Annotated in this window: 26 protein-coding genes and 1 pseudogene; 26 read left to right on the forward strand and 1 reads right to left on the reverse strand. The window is 67.2% G+C overall.

From position 1 onward, the window contains the following. Positions 1–76: 76 nt before the first annotated feature. The 16 genes from rplP (at position 77) to map (ending at position 8370) form a co-directional block, all read left to right on the forward strand. Positions 77–493, forward strand: a complete 417-nt coding sequence (rplP, locus tag WBL05_RS13760) for a 50S ribosomal protein L16 (protein WP_424226725.1) — start codon at positions 77–79, stop codon at positions 491–493. 6 nt (positions 494–499) lie between these two features. Continuing rightward, the gene (rpmC, locus tag WBL05_RS13765; RefSeq protein WP_424226727.1) at positions 500–739 is read left to right on the forward strand and encodes a 50S ribosomal protein L29; all 240 of its coding nucleotides are present in this window, start codon (positions 500–502) and stop codon (positions 737–739) included. After that, positions 736–1011, forward strand: a complete 276-nt coding sequence (rpsQ, locus tag WBL05_RS13770; protein WP_424226729.1) for a 30S ribosomal protein S17 — start codon at positions 736–738, stop codon at positions 1009–1011. Before rpmC ends, rpsQ begins: the two co-directional genes overlap by 4 nt. 85 nt (positions 1012–1096) lie before the next feature. Then, positions 1097–1465, forward strand: a complete 369-nt coding sequence (rplN, locus tag WBL05_RS13775; protein WP_424226730.1) for a 50S ribosomal protein L14 — start codon at positions 1097–1099, stop codon at positions 1463–1465. Beyond that, complete coding sequence (gene rplX, locus WBL05_RS13780; protein WP_424226732.1) at positions 1466–1834, forward strand: 50S ribosomal protein L24; 369 nt, start codon at positions 1466–1468, stop codon at positions 1832–1834. Continuing rightward, a complete protein-coding gene (gene rplE, locus WBL05_RS13785; protein WP_424226734.1) occupies positions 1834–2526 on the forward strand; it encodes a 50S ribosomal protein L5 in 693 nt (230 codons plus the stop codon). The genes rplX and rplE overlap by 1 nt, the downstream gene beginning before the upstream one ends. A gap of 8 nt (positions 2527–2534) precedes the next feature. Continuing rightward, positions 2535–2720 (forward strand): type Z 30S ribosomal protein S14, encoded by a 186-nt coding sequence (locus WBL05_RS13790; protein WP_424226736.1) that lies wholly within the window; start codon positions 2535–2537, stop codon positions 2718–2720. A gap of 73 nt (positions 2721–2793) precedes the next feature. Next, the gene (gene rpsH / locus WBL05_RS13795) at positions 2794–3201 is read left to right on the forward strand and encodes a 30S ribosomal protein S8 (RefSeq protein ID WP_424226738.1); all 408 of its coding nucleotides are present in this window, start codon (positions 2794–2796) and stop codon (positions 3199–3201) included. 29 nt (positions 3202–3230) lie between these two features. Continuing rightward, positions 3231–3773, forward strand: a complete 543-nt coding sequence (rplF, locus tag WBL05_RS13800) for a 50S ribosomal protein L6 (protein ID WP_424226740.1) — start codon at positions 3231–3233, stop codon at positions 3771–3773. A 2-nt stretch (positions 3774–3775) separates the two neighbouring features. Beyond that, the gene (gene rplR / locus WBL05_RS13805) at positions 3776–4159 is read left to right on the forward strand and encodes a 50S ribosomal protein L18 (protein WP_424226742.1); all 384 of its coding nucleotides are present in this window, start codon (positions 3776–3778) and stop codon (positions 4157–4159) included. 26 nt (positions 4160–4185) lie between these two features. Then, positions 4186–4803 carry a 30S ribosomal protein S5 gene (gene rpsE / locus WBL05_RS13810; protein WP_424226744.1) on the forward strand — a complete coding sequence of 206 codons (618 nt, stop codon included), beginning with the start codon at positions 4186–4188 and terminating at the stop codon, positions 4801–4803. After that, on the forward strand, positions 4796–4978 hold the full coding sequence (gene rpmD, locus WBL05_RS13815; RefSeq protein WP_424226746.1) for a 50S ribosomal protein L30: 183 nt from the start codon (positions 4796–4798) through the stop codon (positions 4976–4978). The genes rpsE and rpmD overlap by 8 nt, the downstream gene beginning before the upstream one ends. Before the next feature lie 2 nt (positions 4979–4980). After that, the gene (rplO, locus tag WBL05_RS13820) at positions 4981–5424 is read left to right on the forward strand and encodes a 50S ribosomal protein L15 (RefSeq protein WP_424226748.1); all 444 of its coding nucleotides are present in this window, start codon (positions 4981–4983) and stop codon (positions 5422–5424) included. Between the two features lie 194 nt (positions 5425–5618). Further along, entirely contained in the window at positions 5619–6932 is a 1314-nt protein-coding gene (gene secY / locus WBL05_RS13825) for a preprotein translocase subunit SecY (RefSeq protein WP_424226750.1), read from the forward strand. Next, complete coding sequence (locus WBL05_RS13830) at positions 6929–7534, forward strand: adenylate kinase (protein WP_424226752.1); 606 nt, start codon at positions 6929–6931, stop codon at positions 7532–7534. The genes secY and WBL05_RS13830 overlap by 4 nt, the downstream gene beginning before the upstream one ends. Then, complete coding sequence (gene map / locus WBL05_RS13835) at positions 7531–8370, forward strand: type I methionyl aminopeptidase (protein ID WP_424226754.1); 840 nt, start codon at positions 7531–7533, stop codon at positions 8368–8370. The genes WBL05_RS13830 and map overlap by 4 nt, the downstream gene beginning before the upstream one ends. A 109-nt stretch (positions 8371–8479) precedes the next feature. On the opposite strand, the gene WBL05_RS13840 is transcribed toward map, so the two are convergent. After that, on the reverse strand, positions 8480–8761 hold the full coding sequence (locus WBL05_RS13840) for a YciI family protein (protein WP_424226756.1): 282 nt from the start codon (positions 8759–8761) through the stop codon (positions 8480–8482). 186 nt (positions 8762–8947) lie between these two features. Between WBL05_RS13840 and infA the strand changes: the two genes are divergently transcribed. The 10 genes and pseudogenes from infA to WBL05_RS13890 all read left to right on the forward strand — a co-directional run. After that, positions 8948–9169 (forward strand): translation initiation factor IF-1, encoded by a 222-nt coding sequence (infA, locus tag WBL05_RS13845; protein ID WP_424226758.1) that lies wholly within the window; start codon positions 8948–8950, stop codon positions 9167–9169. Positions 9170–9184: 15 nt separating this feature from the next. After that, complete coding sequence (rpmJ, locus tag WBL05_RS13850) at positions 9185–9298, forward strand: 50S ribosomal protein L36 (RefSeq protein WP_286026074.1); 114 nt, start codon at positions 9185–9187, stop codon at positions 9296–9298. Positions 9299–9509: 211 nt separating this feature from the next. Continuing rightward, positions 9510–9884, forward strand: coding sequence for a 30S ribosomal protein S13 (gene rpsM / locus WBL05_RS13855; protein ID WP_424226760.1), 375 nt, complete (start codon positions 9510–9512; stop codon positions 9882–9884). 53 nt (positions 9885–9937) lie between these two features. After that, positions 9938–10348, forward strand: a complete 411-nt coding sequence (rpsK, locus tag WBL05_RS13860) for a 30S ribosomal protein S11 (RefSeq protein ID WP_424226762.1) — start codon at positions 9938–9940, stop codon at positions 10346–10348. A 32-nt stretch (positions 10349–10380) separates the two neighbouring features. Then, positions 10381–10986, forward strand: coding sequence for a 30S ribosomal protein S4 (rpsD, locus tag WBL05_RS13865; RefSeq protein WP_424226764.1), 606 nt, complete (start codon positions 10381–10383; stop codon positions 10984–10986). A 77-nt stretch (positions 10987–11063) separates the two neighbouring features. After that, positions 11064–12086: a DNA-directed RNA polymerase subunit alpha gene (locus tag WBL05_RS13870; protein WP_424226766.1), complete on the forward strand. Its 1023-nt coding sequence runs from the start codon at positions 11064–11066 to the stop codon at positions 12084–12086. Between the two features lie 30 nt (positions 12087–12116). Next, positions 12117–12761, forward strand: coding sequence for a 50S ribosomal protein L17 (gene rplQ, locus WBL05_RS13875; RefSeq protein WP_424226768.1), 645 nt, complete (start codon positions 12117–12119; stop codon positions 12759–12761). 151 nt (positions 12762–12912) lie between these two features. Further along, entirely contained in the window at positions 12913–14037 is a 1125-nt protein-coding gene (locus tag WBL05_RS13880) for a glycosyltransferase (protein ID WP_424226769.1), read from the forward strand. Beyond that, positions 14034–14675, forward strand: coding sequence for a hypothetical protein (locus tag WBL05_RS13885; RefSeq protein WP_424226770.1), 642 nt, complete (start codon positions 14034–14036; stop codon positions 14673–14675). The genes WBL05_RS13880 and WBL05_RS13885 overlap by 4 nt, the downstream gene beginning before the upstream one ends. A gap of 68 nt (positions 14676–14743) precedes the next feature. Beyond that, positions 14744–15103 (forward strand): annotated as a pseudogene (locus tag WBL05_RS13890) (DNA topoisomerase IB); the annotation flags it as partial.

The following is a 15103-nucleotide window of genomic DNA, read 5'->3' on the forward strand; positions in this document are numbered from 1 at the left end:
GCACGGAGGCGGCGAGCACCCAAGCCGAGCAGGGCGCGCCCAGCGCGCCCGTTACCGAGAACGCAGGAGCCTGAGCATGCTGATTCCTCGTCGAGTTAAGCACCGCAAGCAACACCGTCCGACTCGCGGTGGGATGGCCAAGGGTGGCACCAGCCTGGCCTTTGGTGACTACGGCATCCAGGCGATGGAGCCGTCCTACCTGACCAACCGGCAGATCGAGGCGGCTCGTATTGCGATGACCCGCCACATCAAGCGCGGCGGCAAGGTCTGGATCAACGTCTACCCCGATCGCCCGCTGACCAAGCACCCGGCCGAGTCCCGGATGGGATCGGGCAAGGGATCGCCGGAGTTCTGGGTGGCGAACATCAAGCCCGGACGGGTGCTGTTCGAGATGTCCGGTGTCAGTGAGGACGTGGCCCGCGAGGCGCTGCGCCTGGCCATCCACAAGCTGCCCTTCAAGGCTCGCTTCATCAAGCGCGAAGCAGGTGAGTAACTGATCATGGCGAACAACGCATTGACTGCTGCCGAACTGCGTGGTCTGTCCGGCAAGGAGCTCAACGACCAGGTCCTGGAACTGAAGGAGGAGCTGTTCAACCTCCGGTTCCAGGCCGCCACCGGCCAGCTCCAGTCCACGGCCCGGCTGCGCGAGGTCCGCAAGGACATCGCCCGGATCTACACCGTTCTGCAGGAGCGGAACCTGGGCATCATCGAGGACCCTGACCAGAAGGTTGAAGCATGAGTGAGACGACTACGGACGCCAAGCGCCCGGGCCGGAAGGTCCGCGAGGGCGTGGTGGTGTCCAACAAGGCCCAGAAGACCATCGTGGTCGAGGTCGCTGACCGGGTGAAGCACCCCCTCTATGGCAAGGTGCTGCGCCAGACCACCAAGCTGCACGCTCACGATGAGGCCAACGAGGCTGGAGTGGGTGACCGCGTCCGGATCATGGAGACCCGGCCGCTGTCGGCCACCAAGCGTTGGCGGCTGCTCGAGATCGTCGAGAAGGCCCGCTAGTCGCCGACCGGGCAGAACCCAGGACACATATCAAGTTCCACCAGGCCTCCTGAACAGGGGGAACCGGTGGGGCAGAGGAGAAGAAATGATCCAGCAGGAGTCGCGACTGAAGGTCGCCGACAACACCGGTGCCAAGGAGATCCTTTGCATCCGTGTGCTCGGCGGCTCGGGTCGCCGCTACGCCGGTCTCGGTGACACGATCGTGGCCACCGTGAAGGACGCCATCCCCGGCGGCAACGTCAAGAAGGGCGAACTGGTCAAGGCCGTCATCGTCCGCACCGCGAAGGAGCACCGTCGCGCCGACGGCTCCTACATCAAGTTCGACGAGAACGCAGCCGTCATCCTGAAGAACGATGGCGAGCCCCGCGGCACCCGCATCTTCGGGCCGGTCGCCCGTGAGCTGCGCGACCGCCGGTACATGCGCATCGTGTCGCTGGCTCCGGAGGTGATCTGAGTGAGGCTCAGGAAGGGTGACCGGGTCAGGGTCATCGCAGGCAAGGACAAGGGCGCCGTCGGCGAGATCATCGCCGTCGACCCCGAGAACAACCGGGTCGTCGTGCAGGGCGTGAACATCATGAAGCGGCACGTCCGCGACACCGCCGACCCCAACACCGGGCGCACCACCAAGGGCGGCGTGATCAGCTCCGAGGCGCCGCTGCACGCGTCCAACGTGCAGTTGGTCACCAAGGACGCCGACGGCAACGAGGTGCTCACCCGAATCGGGTACGAACGCAACGTGGTGGTCAAGAAGCGCTCCGATGGGTCGGAGTACGAGGGGACGCGCGCGCTGCGCGTTGCCCGCAAGACCGGGAAGGAGATCTGATGGCCAGGGCCAAGAAGGCGGACGCCGACAAGCCGGCCGATGTGGTGCGGGCCTCAGCACCGACCACGCCGCGCCTCAAGCAGCGCTACCGAGACGAGATCCGGCCGGCGCTGAACGAGGAGTTCAACTACGGCAACGTCATGCAGATCCCCGGGCTGACCAAGATCGTGGTCAACATGGGTGTCGGCGAGGCGGCCCGGGACTCCAAGATCCTGGAGGGCGCGATCCGCGACCTGACCGCGATCACCGGGCAGAAGCCGCAGGTGACCAAGGCCCGCAAATCGATCGCCCAGTTCAAGCTGCGTGAGGGCCAGCCGATCGGCTGCCACGTCACGCTGCGCGGCGACCGGATGTGGGAGTTCGCCGACCGGCTGCTCAGCCTGGCGCTGCCGCGAATCCGCGACTTCCGCGGGCTGAACTCCAACCAGTTCGACGGCCGCGGCAACTACACCTTCGGTCTCAACGAGCAGGTCATGTTCCACGAGATCGACCAGGACAAGATCGACCGCGTGCGCGGGATGGACATCACCCTGGTCACCTCGGCCACCAACGACGAGGAGGGTCGGGCGCTGCTGAGGCACCTCGGCTTCCCGTTCAAGGCCGTGGACGACGCCAAGGCCGTTCGTCGCCGCAGCAACGTCCAGTACAAGTCGAAGTCGGCCGCCAAGGCCGCTGCGAAGAGGAAGAAGTGAGGCTCTAGATGGCCAAGACCGCCCTCAGGGTCAAGCAGGCCCGCAAGCCGAAATTCAAGGTACGCGCCTACACGCGCTGCCAGCGCTGCGGCCGCCCGAAGTCGGTGTACCGCGCGTTCGGTCTGTGCCGCATCTGCCTGCGCGAGCTCGCCCACGCGGGCGACCTGCCCGGCGTGACCAAGTCCTCCTGGTGAGCGAGCTCACCGAACCATCCCAGACGCGGCAGGTCCCACCGGGAAACCGCTGCGAGAAAGAGGCTGACAAGCCATGACGATGACTGACCCGATCGCAGACATGCTGACGCGGCTGCGAAACGCAAACCAGGCACACCACGACCAGACGACGATGCCGCACTCCAAGATCAAGGCGGGGATCGCAGAGATCCTCAAGCAGGAGGGCTACATCGCCGGGTACGAGGTGGCCGACGCCCCCGCGGGCGAGGTCGGCAAGACGTTGACCATCACGCTGAAGTACGGCGAGGACCGGACCCGTTCGCTGGCCGGCCTGCGCCGCATCAGCAAGCCCGGTCTGCGGGTCTACGCCAAGTCGAACAACCTGCCCAAGGTGCTGGGCGGCATGGGGATCGCGATCATCTCCACGTCGCAGGGCCTGATGACCGACAAGCAGGCACACCAGAAGTCGGTGGGCGGCGAAGTGCTCGCCTACGTCTGGTGACCGGACGGAACTGAGAAGGAGGAACTGGAATGTCACGAATTGGCAGGCTCCCGATCACCGTCCCGTCCGGTGTCGAGGTGACCATTGAAGGCCGCGACGTGCAGGTGCAGGGCCCGAAGGGCACGCTGAGCCGCACCATCTCGGACCCCATCACGATCAGCCGCAACGACGAGGGCCAGCTGCTGGTCGAGCGTCCCAACGATGAGCGCGAGTCGCGTTCACTGCACGGGCTGACCCGCACGCTGGTCAACAACATGGTCATCGGCGTCACCGATGGCTACGCCAAGACCCTCGAGATCGTGGGCGTCGGCTACCGCGTGATTCAGAAGAGCCCGCAGCAGGTCGAGTTCGCGCTCGGCTTCAGCCACCCGGTGGTGGTGGATGCGCCCGACGGCATCACCTTCGAGGTGGAGAGCCCGCAGCGTCTGCACATTCGCGGGATCGACAAGCAGGTCGTCGGTGAAGTCGCGGCGAACATCCGCAAGCTTCGCAAGCCCGAGCCCTACAAGGGCAAGGGTGTGCGCTACCGGGGCGAGCACGTGCGCCGCAAGGCTGGAAAGGCTGGTAAGTGATCATGGCTATCTCGCTGCGTGCACACAAGCACCTGGCCGACAATACGGCGGCGCGCCAGCGTCGTGCCGTCCGCGGCCGCAAGAGGATTACCGGCTACCCCGAGCGACCGCGCCTGGTCGTCACCAAGAGTTCCCGGCACACCCTGGTGCAGATCATCGACGACGTCGCCGGCAATACCCTGGCGTCGGCATCGACGATGGAGCCGGAACTGCGGGCGTTGTCCGGCGGCAAGACGGCCAAGGCCGTCAAGGTCGGCGAGCTGATCGCCAAGCGGGCCAAGGACGCCGGTGTGGAGCAGGTCGTCTTCGACCGGGCGGGCCGCAAGTACCACGGGCGGATCGCCGCCATGGCTGACGCCGCCCGCAAGGCCGGGCTCGGCTTCTAGAGACACGACGAAAGGTATTGACAACGATGAGTGAATCCCAGCGCGGCGGCGGCCGCCAGGGTGGGGAGCGTCGTGGCCGTGATGACCGTCGTGGCCGTGACCAGAGCAGTGACCGCGACAGGAGGGATCAGTACCTCGAGCGGGTAGTGTCCATCAACCGCGTCGCCAAGGTCGTCCAGGGTGGCCGCCGGTTCAGCTTCACCGCGCTGGTCGTGGTGGGCGACGGCGAGGGCACCGTTGGGGTCGGCTACGGCAAGGCCAAGGAGGTGCCCGCGGCAATCGCCAAGGGTGTCGAGGAGGCCAAGAAGCACTTCTTCAAGGTGCCGATGGTGCAGCGCACCATTCCGCACCCGGTTCAGGGCGAGAAGGCCGCGGGCGTGGTCATGTTGCGCCCGGCATCACCCGGTACCGGTGTGATCGCGGGTGGCTCGGTGCGCGCGGTGCTGGAGTGCGCCGGCGTCCAGGACGTGCTGGCCAAGTCGCTCGGCTCGCCGAACGCGATCAACGTGGTACACGCCACCGTGGCTGCACTGCAGTCGCTTGAGGAGCCCGAGCAGGTTGCCAGGCGGCGCGGCAAGCCCGTCGAGGAAGTCGCGCCAGCGGCCCTCCTCAAGGCCCGTAAGGAGGCCGGACAGCATGCCTGAGCTGAAGGTAACCCAGATCAAGTCCGGGATCGGCGAGAAGCCGGCCGCCCGCAAGACGCTGCGCGCGCTAGGCCTGCGCAGCGTCGGTGACCAGGTCGAACACGCCGATCGTCCCGAGATCCGGGGCATGGTGCACGCGGTGCGCCATCTGGTCGAAGTGGAAGAGGTGAAGTGAAGATGGCGCTCAAGGTCCACCACCTGCGCCCGGCCCCCGGTGCGCACACCGAGGCCAAGCGCGTCGCCCGTGGTGAGGGCGGCAAGGGCGGCAAGACCGCTGGCCGCGGTACCAAGGGCACCGGCGCTCGCAAGAACGTCCCCGAGAACTTCGAGGGCGGCCAGATGCCGCTGCACATGCGGACCCCGAAGATGCGCGGTTTCCAGAACCCGTTCAAGGTGAGCTACCAGGTGGTCAACCTGACCAGGCTCGCCGAGGTCTTCCCCTCCGGCGGTCAGGTCGGCGTCGACGACCTGGTGGCCAAGGGGCTGGTGCGTGGCAACAAGCTGGTAAAGGTGCTCGGCACCGGCGAACTGTCGGTCAAGCTGGACATCACCGCGGACGCGTTCTCGGCATCCGCCAAGGAGAAGATCGAGGCGGCCGGCGGTACCGTCACCGAACGCTGACCACTCGGCAAGTCAAGTCGGCGGGCGATCCCTTTCCCGGGGTCGCCCGCCGTTTCGCCATCCCGGGCCGCCGATCATGATGCGACGCGAATAGGGAACCGCGGCACCGCTTGGTACGCTACGGGGGTTGCGCGTTGGCGTGGCCTTGCCATGCACCTGACGCCCCACACTTCAAGCAATGAAAGAGGAACCGGATGCTTTCCGCCTTCCTGAACGCGTTCCGGACGCCGGACCTTCGCAAGAAGATCCTGTTCACGCTCGGCATCCTCACGGTCTTCCGGCTGGGATCGTCGATCCCGACCCCGAACGTCGACACGGCCGCGATCCGGACCTGCGCGGAGCTGGCGACCACCGGCCAGCAGGCCGGGATGTACTCGATGATCAACCTGTTCTCGGGTGGGGCGCTACTGCAGCTGTCGATCTTCGCGCTGGGCATCATGCCCTACATCACCAGCTCGATCATCCTCCAGCTGCTCACCGTGGTCATCCCGCGGCTGGAGACGCTGAAGAAGGAGGGCGGCGCAGGCCGGGAGAAGATCACCCAGTACACCCGCCTGCTCACCATCGTCCTGGCGGTGCTGCAGGCCACCTCGTTCACCATGCTGGCGGTCAACGGACAGCTCTTCCAGGACTGCCCGGATGACATCGTCTACAGCACCAACATCTTCCCGATCGTGGTGATGATCCTGACGATGACCGCCGGCACCTCCATCATCATGTGGCTGGGCGAGTTGATCACCGACCGCGGCGTCGGCAACGGCATGTCGGTGCTGATCTTCACCCAGATCGCGGCCACCTTCCCGGCAGCGATGTGGAACATCCGCAACGGCCAGCCCGACCCCAACCAGGGGCTGCTGGTGATGCTGGCAGTGATCGTGATCGGCCTGTTCGTGATGGCCGGGGTGGTCTACGTGGAACAGGCGCAGCGCCGCATCCCGGTGCAGTACGCCAAGCGGATGGTCGGCAACCGGCTGCTGGGCGGCTCGTCCACCTACATCCCGCTGAAGGTCAACCAGTCCGGCGTCATCCCGGTGATCTTCGCCAGCTCGATCCTCTACCTGCCGGTGCTGTTCACCATGTTCCAGCCCACCGGACGCCTCGCCGAGTGGGTGGCGGCCAACCTGGCCACCGGCACCGGGCTGTGGTACAACATCATCTTCTTCACGCTGATCATCTTCTTCGCGTACTTCTACGTATCGATCACTTTCGACCCGGTCGAGATCAGCGACAACATGAAGAAGTACGGCGGCTTCATCCCCGGGATCCGGGCCGGCAAGCCGACCGAGGACTACCTGGCCTACGTGATCAGCCGCCTGACTGCGCCCGGCTCGCTGTACCTTGCTACGATCTCGCTCATCCCGTCGGTGGCCATTCTGTGGTTCAACGCCGACCAGAACTTCCCATTCGGCGGGACCAGCCTGCTCATCATGGTGGGTGTCGGGCTCGACACCGTCAAGCAGATCGAGAGCCAGCTCCACCAGCGACACTATGAAGGATTCCTCAAGTGAGACTGCTGATCATGGGTGCACCCGGCGCCGGGAAGGGCACCCAGGCCGCGAAAATCGCCGAACACTACGGAATACCCGCGATCTCCACCGGTGACATCTTCCGGGCCAACGTGAGGCAGCAGACCGAACTCGGAAAGCAGGTCGCCCAGATCCTGGCCGCCGGCGACTACGTCCCCGATGAGCTCACCGAACGGATCGTGGTTGATCGGCTCGACCAGCCGGACGCCGCGGATGGGTTCCTGCTCGATGGCTTCCCCCGCACCATGCACCAAGTGGACGCACTGGACGACTACCTCACCGAGCGCGGCCGGCAGCTGGACGCGGTGCTGGTGCTGGCCGCCAAACCGGAAGACCTGATCGGGCGATTGCTCAAGCGCGCCGAGATCGAGGGCCGCGAGGACGACACCGAGGAGACGATCCGGTACCGCATGGAGGTCTACCAGCGCAACACCAAGCCGCTGCTCGACCACTACGACCAGGCCGGCCTGCTGGTCCGGGTGGACGGACTGGGCACCACCGACGAGGTGTGCGAGCGGATCTTCGCCGCCCTCGACGCCGCCGTCGACGGCAGGGCGGCCGCCGGTAACGACGACCGACCGTGATCGCGCGCGGCGTCGAGGTCAAGTCGATCGAGCAGATCCGGCTGATGCGCCGGGCCGGACTGGTGGTGGCCGAGGCGTTGGCGGCCATGGGCGAGGCGATCCGTCCCGGCATCACGACCGCCGAACTCGACGCCATCGCCCGCACCGTGCTGACCGACCACAACGCCGCCAGCTCATTCCTGGACTACGGCGCCGAGTGGGGTTACCCGCCCTATCCGGCGACCGCCTGCATCTCGGTCAATGAGGGCGTGGTGCATGGCGTCCCCGGCAACCGGAAGCTGGCCTCAGGCGACCTGGTGTCGATCGACTTCGGCGCCATCCTCGACGGCTGGCACGGCGACGCCGCCCGCACCTTCTGCGTCGGCGAGGTCTCGGACGCCGCCGCCGAGCTGGTGGAACGGACCCGGCTGGCCATGTGGGCCGGCATCGCGGCCGCAGCCGGGGCATCCCGGGTGGGGGACATCAGCCACGCCATCGAGTTGCAGGCGGCACTGGCGTCCAGACCGCTGGGCATCGTGCGCGAGTACACCGGGCACGGCATCGGGACCGCGATGCACCAGCCCCCCGACGTGCCCAACTTCGGCCGGCCACGCCGCGGCCCCCGGTTGTCGAGGGGCATGTGCCTGGCCATCGAGCCGATCTTCACCCTCGGTTCGCCGGACACCGTGACGATGGCGGACGAGTGGACCGTGGTCACCCGGGATGGCTCCTGGGCGGCGCACTGGGAGAACACCGTCGCGCTCACCGAGGACGGACCGTGGGTGCTCACCGAGCCCGACGGCGGCCGCGCGGAACTGGCCGCCCGAGGCGTCAAGATCTCGCCGCTGGCCAGCTGAGGGGGCCGCCAGGATGCCGTCGGCTCGACCCGAATGGTCATGGTCCAGCACCGGCAGGTGGAACAGCGTCACCCAATCAGGGTGCCAGACCAGTCAACACCCGCCCGAATCAGGCGAATCCGCCGAGGACCGGATTCCACTGGGTGATGCTCGAAGACTCCAGCACCCCGCGGAGCGCCATCGGGTCGGCGTCGATCAATCCCTGCACCGTGTCGGCATCCGCCGCCTCGAAGATCAGCAGGGCGGAGTCGCGTTCGGTGCCCACGTAGGGGCCGGACACCTTCAACTGGCCGGCCTCGACGAGCGTGGCCAGGTAGGCACGATGCTCCGGCCGGACGGCGGCGACGTCGGCGTCCGCGCGGTACAGGTACTGGACGGCAAAGTAGGACATGGCGGCCAGCGTACTGGTCGAGGCGGTCGGCAGCCCCTCCGGTCGCGCTGGGTAGCGGGTGGGGGCCCGATTTGGGTGGGCGTGGCCGGGGAAGGTAGCATAGGTCGTCGGTCACCTGGGTTTGTTGTGCCTACAGGCCTGCCTGCCGGCGGTGACGTCCATACGTGAGCGTAGATCGGGAGTGAATTGGCGAAGAAAGAGGGAGCACTCGAACTCGAAGGCACCGTGGTAGAGGCCCTGCCCAATGCGATGTTCCGCGTCGAGCTGGACAACGATCACCGGGTACTGGCCACGATCAGCGGGAAGATGCGTCAGCATTACATCCGGATCCTGCCCCAGGACCGGGTGGTGGTCGAGTTGTCTCCGTACGATCTGACCCGCGGCCGCATCGTCTACCGCCACAAGTAAGCAAGGAGACACTCGATGAAGGTTCAGCCGAGCGTCAAGAGGATCTGTGACAACTGCAAGGTGATTCGTCGCCGCGGTGTCGTCCGGGTGATCTGCACCAACCCGCGACACAAGCAGCGTCAGGGCTGATCCTGCCGACGCCAGCAAGTGACAACTGAATAACCCACAACGTGAGAGCAGCCGGCCCAACCATGGGCGCGGTCACACCCCCGGGCGAGGGCCGGGGACCCGGAGCCGGGACAAGTCCCGGCTGGCGATTCGGGAGCGCCTCACGCAACAAACCTTCGCGTGCGGACGCCTGAACGCGTCCGGCATGACCTACACGAAAGGTAACCGCCACATGGCACGCCTCCAAGGTGTTGACCTCCCACGCGAGAAGCGTCTGGAAGTCGCGCTCACCTACGTCTATGGCATCGGCCGCACCCGAGCCGCCGAAACCCTGGCAGCCACTGGGATCAGTGGGGACATCCGCGTCAAGGACCTGACCGACGAGATGCTCGTCGCGTTGCGTGACCACATCGACGCCAACTACGAAGTCGAGGGCGACCTGCGCCGCACCGTCGCCGCCGACATCCGCCGCAAGATCGAGATCGGCACCTACCAGGGCCGTCGACACCGCAGCGGCCTGCCCGTCCGCGGACAGCGCACTCGTACCAACGCCCGTACCCGCAAGGGCAAGAAGAAGGCCGTCGCGGGCAAGAAGAAGGCCCGCTGACCCCCTCCGGGTGAGTCCCCAAACCAGAACCTGCCAAGGAGAACAACACACATATGGCTACTGCAGGCCGAAAGGGCGCCGCCGCCAAGACCAAGGTGCGCCGCAAGGAGAAGAAGAATGTGGTCGCCGGACAGGCCCACATCAAGAGCACTTTCAACAACACGATCATCACCATCACCGACCCGACCGGCGCGGTAATCGCCTGGGCCAGCTCCGGCACCGTCGGATTCAAGGGCTCCCGCAAGTCCACGCCGTTCGCCGCCCAGATGGCCGCCGAGGCCGCTGGCCGCCGGGCGATGGAGCACGGTATGAAGCGTGTCGATGTCTTCGTCAAGGGTCCCGGCTCGGGCCGTGAGACCGCGATCCGTTCGCTGGGTGCGATCGGGCTCGAGGTTGGCACCATCTCTGATGTCACCCCGATGCCGCACAACGGTTGCCGCCCGCCGAAGCGTCGTCGCGTCTAACCCCCGAGCCATCAGAAAGGACTGAACACACCATGGCCCGTTACACCGGACCCATCACGAAGAAGTCCCGCCGCCTCGGGACCGACCTGGTCGGCAACGACAAGGCGTTCGAGCACCGCCCCTACCCGCCCGGCCAGCACGGCCGCGGCCGGACCAAGGACTCGGAGTACCTGCTGCAGCTGCGCGAGAAGCAGAAGGCCCGCTACGCCTACGGCGTGCTGGAGAAGCAGTTCCGCCGCTACTACGAAGAGGCCGACCGGCTGCCCGGTCGTACCGGCGAAGCGTTGCTGCAGCTCCTGGAGTCCCGCCTCGACAACGTCGTCTACCGCGCCGGCTTCGCCAACACCCGGCGGCAGGCCCGGCAGATGGTCAGCCACGGCCACCTTCTGGTGAACGGCAAGCGCGTCACCATCCCGAGCTTCCGGGTCAGCCCGCTCGACATCATCGACGTGGCCCCCAAGTCGCTCGACCTGACGCCGTTCATCATCGCTCGCGAAACCTGGGGTGAGCGTGAGGTGCCGGGCTGGCTCACCGTCAAGCCCAACCGCATGCGGATCCTGGTGCATCAGCTGCCCACCCGCGAGCAGATCACCATCGACGTCAACGAACAGGCGATCGTCGAGTTCTACTCGAAGTAGTGATCATGGGGCGCAGAACCGTTCTGCGCCCCATCCATCGCGCCGTCATATAGCGGGCGGCGCGGGAAGGACAACCAATGCTCATCACCCAACGCCCCAGCCTGACCGAAGAGGTCGTCGGCGAGAACCGCTCACGGTTCGTCATCGAGCCCCTGGAGCCCGGTTTCGGATACACGCTGGGCAACTCGATGCGCCGCACCCTGCTGTCGTCCATCCCGGGCGCGGCGGTGACCAGCATCCGGATCGAGGGCAACCAGCACGAGTTCAGCACGCTGCCCGGGGCCGTCGAGGACGTCACCGAGATCATCCTCAACCTCAAGGAACTGGTGCTGACCAGCGAGGAGGACGAGCCGGTCGCCATGTACCTGCGCAAATCGGGCGCCGGTGCGGTGACCGCCGCTGACATCCAGGTTCCGGCCGGGGTCGAGGTGCTCAATCCCGAGCTGCACATCGCCGAGCTCAACGAGAAGGGCGCCATCGAGATGGAGCTCATCGTCGAGCGCGGACGGGGCTACGTCTCGGCTGCCCAGAACAAGAACCCGGAAGCCGAGATCGGCCGCATCCCGGTCGACTCGATCTACTCGCCGGTGGTCAAGGTCACCTACAAGGTGGAGGCCACCCGGGTCGAGACCCGCACCGACTTCGACCGGCTGATCATCGACATCGAGACCAAGCCGGCGATCAGCCCGCGCGACGCCATGGCCTCAGCCGGCAAGACGCTGGTGGAACTGTTCGGCCTGGCCCGCGAACTCAACGTGGACGCCGAGGGCATCGAAATCGGGCCCAGCCCGATCGACGAGCAACTGGCCGCCGATCTCGCCCTGCCGGTCGAAGACCTGAACCTGACCGTCCGCTCCTACAACTGCCTCAAGCGCGAGGGCATCCACACCGTGGGAGAGCTGGTCAGCCGCAGCGAGATGGACCTGCTGGACATCCGCAACTTCGGTTCGAAGTCGATCGACGAGGTCAAGGCAAAGCTCGCCGAGCTCGGCCTGTCGCTCAAGGACAGCTCGCCCGGCTTCGACCCGCTTGCCGCCGCCGACCAGTACGCGGCCGACAGCGACGCCGACGACGAGTTCATCGAAACCGAGCAGTACTGATCCCTCACCTGAAACCTGGAGAACCAAGAAATGCCCAAGCCAAGCAAGGGGCCCCGCCTCGGCGGCAGCCCGGCCCATGAGCGGATCATCCTGGCCAACCTGGCCAGCCAGCTGTTCGAGCATGGCCGCATCACCACCACCGAGACCCGGGCCCGGCGCCTGCAACCGCTCGCCGAGAAGCTGATCAGCAAGGCCAAGCGCGGCGACCTGCACGCCCGTCGGCTGGTCAGGCAGACCATCACCAGCCCCGACATCGTGCACGTGCTGTTCGCCGAGATCGCACCGAAGATGGCCGACCGCGAGGGCGGCTACACCCGGATCACCAAGGTCGGGCCGCGCAAGGGTGACAACGCCCAGATGGCGGTCATCGAGCTGGTCACCGAGCCGGTGAAGAAGGCGGAGCCCCAGAAGGCCGCCGCGCCGCAGTACCGGACCGTCGACCAGGCGTCCGCGGACAACCTGGCGGCCGGTGCGCCGGACGACGCCGCCAGCACCGAGGAGAGCTTCCCCGAGCAGTCCGTCCAGGACGCGGCGAGCTACGACGAGATCGAGGTCGCCGACGAGGCCACGGTCGTCGAGGAGTCGGACCCGCTGGAGGCCGAGGTGGTCGAGGTCGAGGCTGATGCGGCCGGGGCTGACGCCGAAGAGGTGGCTGAGAAGCCGGCCAAGGGCTGATCCGACAAGCGCTGATGCCAACCGGCGGTACCCCGGCCAGGGGTGCCGCCGGTTGACTTGTCTCCGGGGGTCCCCTGTTGGCTTTCGCCGCCCGACAGCCCCTGCAGCCGGGTCAGGATAGGCTCGAACGAGTCCAGTCCCGGGAGGTTCGATGGTTCGGCTGCGCATCGCCCAGCTCGCCAATTTCGTGGGGCCCACCTCCGGGGGAATGAAGGTGGCGATCGAACACCTCGGCCGAGGCTACGCCGAAGCCGGCGCCGAACGGATCCTGGTCGTACCCGGCCCGCACGACAAGATCGTTCAGGCCGACGCCGGCGCCATCGTCCAGATCAGGGCGCCCAGGGTGTCGTCCACCTACCGGATGATCATGCAGCCGTCACGGGCGCTGCGGGCGCTGGAGAAGTTCCAGCCGACCTCGGTGGAGTGCTCCGACAAGTGGACCCTGTCGGGGGTGGGACGCTGGGCGAGCCGCCGGGGGATCGGCTCACTGCTGTTCAGCCACGAACGGCTGGACGACATGTTGTCGGACTGGTTGCGGGCAGGCATCGGGGTCGAGGCCCTGGTCGGGGCGATGAACCGACGGCTGGCGAAGAACTTCGACCTGGTTGTGGTGACCTCCGACTACTCGGCGGGCGAGTTCGCCGGCACCGGCGCGGCGCTGCGGAAGGTGCCGCTCGGGGTCGACCTGGGCACCTTCAACCCGGACAAGGGGGCGCCGGAGCCCGGGCCCCGGCCGCTTGAACTGTGCTACGTGGGCCGGATGTCGCACGAGAAGCATCCGCAGCTCGCGGTCGCCGCGGCGGTCGAGCTGCACCGCCGGGGTGTTGACTTCCGGCTGAACATGTATGGCACCGGCCCCGACCTGGCGCGGTTGCAGCGGCAGGCGGGCGAGGCCCCGGTGGTCTTCCACGGCTACGTCACCGGCCGGGAGGAAGTGGCCCGCCGGTTCGCCCGCAGTGACATCTCGCTGTCGGTTTGCCCGACCGAGACCTTCGGCCTGGCGGTGCTGGAGGCACTTGCCTGTGGCACACCGGTGGTCACCTCGGACAGCGGTGGCGCCCGGGAACTGGTGGACGCGTCCTGCGGCGACTGGGGCAGCCCCAACGCGTCCGGTATCGCCGGCGCGATCGAGCGGCTGGCCGGGCGCCGCTCACCGCAGTTGCGGGCTGCCGCCCGGGCGCGGGCCGAGAACTACGACTGGAGCCACTCGGTGGCGCGGATGCTGGACGTCCACACTGAGCTGGCCGAACGATCAAGGGAGGCAGGCAGCCGATGAAGCGCGAATGGTGGCTCACAGCGGCGGTGACGAGTGTGGTGGCCGCGGTGGTCGCCCCGGTGGTGGCCAGGGCACCCGAACCGGCGCTCAGCCTGCCCCGCGACGTGCGCAGCCTGGACGAGGCGCTGGACGACTGCCTGGGCACCCGGCTCGACGGCTGGGACCTGGTCGACTACACGACCAACCTGGTCAACCAGAAGTTCACCCGCTACTCGCTGTGGCACCTCTGGGAGGGTTCGGGTCTGGCGTTCAAGAACAGTCGGGGGTTCTCCGACCAGTACAACATTGCGCTGGGCCGCCTGCTGGCCGGTCTTGGCTACGAGGTACAGGCAGTGCACGCCAGTCGCGTCCGGTTCGACACCACCCGGGTCGGCGCACCCTGGTGGAACGCCGGCCACACCTGGCTGCGCGTGACCTACGGTGGCCAGACCCTCGACGTCTGCGCGTCCCGGGGCGACCACAAGGCCGGCCGGGTGCGGTTCAGCCCGACCAGTGACGTGCGGCCGGTCCATCCGTGGACGGGGCTCAACATCAGGCTGGCGGTGGCCCCTGTGGTGATCTGGCAGGTATGGAAGTCGACGCTGAGCGGTGAGCCGGTGCCGCGCTGGCTGTTCCGTGGTTTCCACGATCAGGGTTAGCGGCGCCCTTCCCCGGTTCAGCCCTGCGGGCGTACCCTGGGCCAGCCAGGCGTCCCTAGCATTCAGGCATGGTTCGCCTTCGACGGGTCAGCCCCCGGACGCCCGGCTACACCAGGCGCCGCCGCGGCAAGGGGTTCAGCTACGCCGACCAGAACGGCGCCCGGTTGCCCGCCGACGTGGTCGAACGCATCCGTGACCTCGCGATCCCGCCGGCCTGGACCGACGTCTGGATCTGCCCCTGCCCGAACGGCCACCTGCAGGCGACCGGGCTGGACGCCGCCGGCCGCCGGCAGTACCTGTACCACCCGCAGTGGCGGCTGCGGCGCGACCAGTCCAAGTTCGACCGGATCGCGTCGGCTGCGGCCGGCCTGCCGCAGGCTCGCAGGCAGGTCGAGGCAGACCTGGCGCTGCCCGGCATGCCGCTGGAG

This window comes from Brooklawnia sp. (assembly GCF_049651565.1).
Taxonomy (GTDB): Bacteria; Actinomycetota; Actinomycetes; order Propionibacteriales; family Propionibacteriaceae; genus Brooklawnia.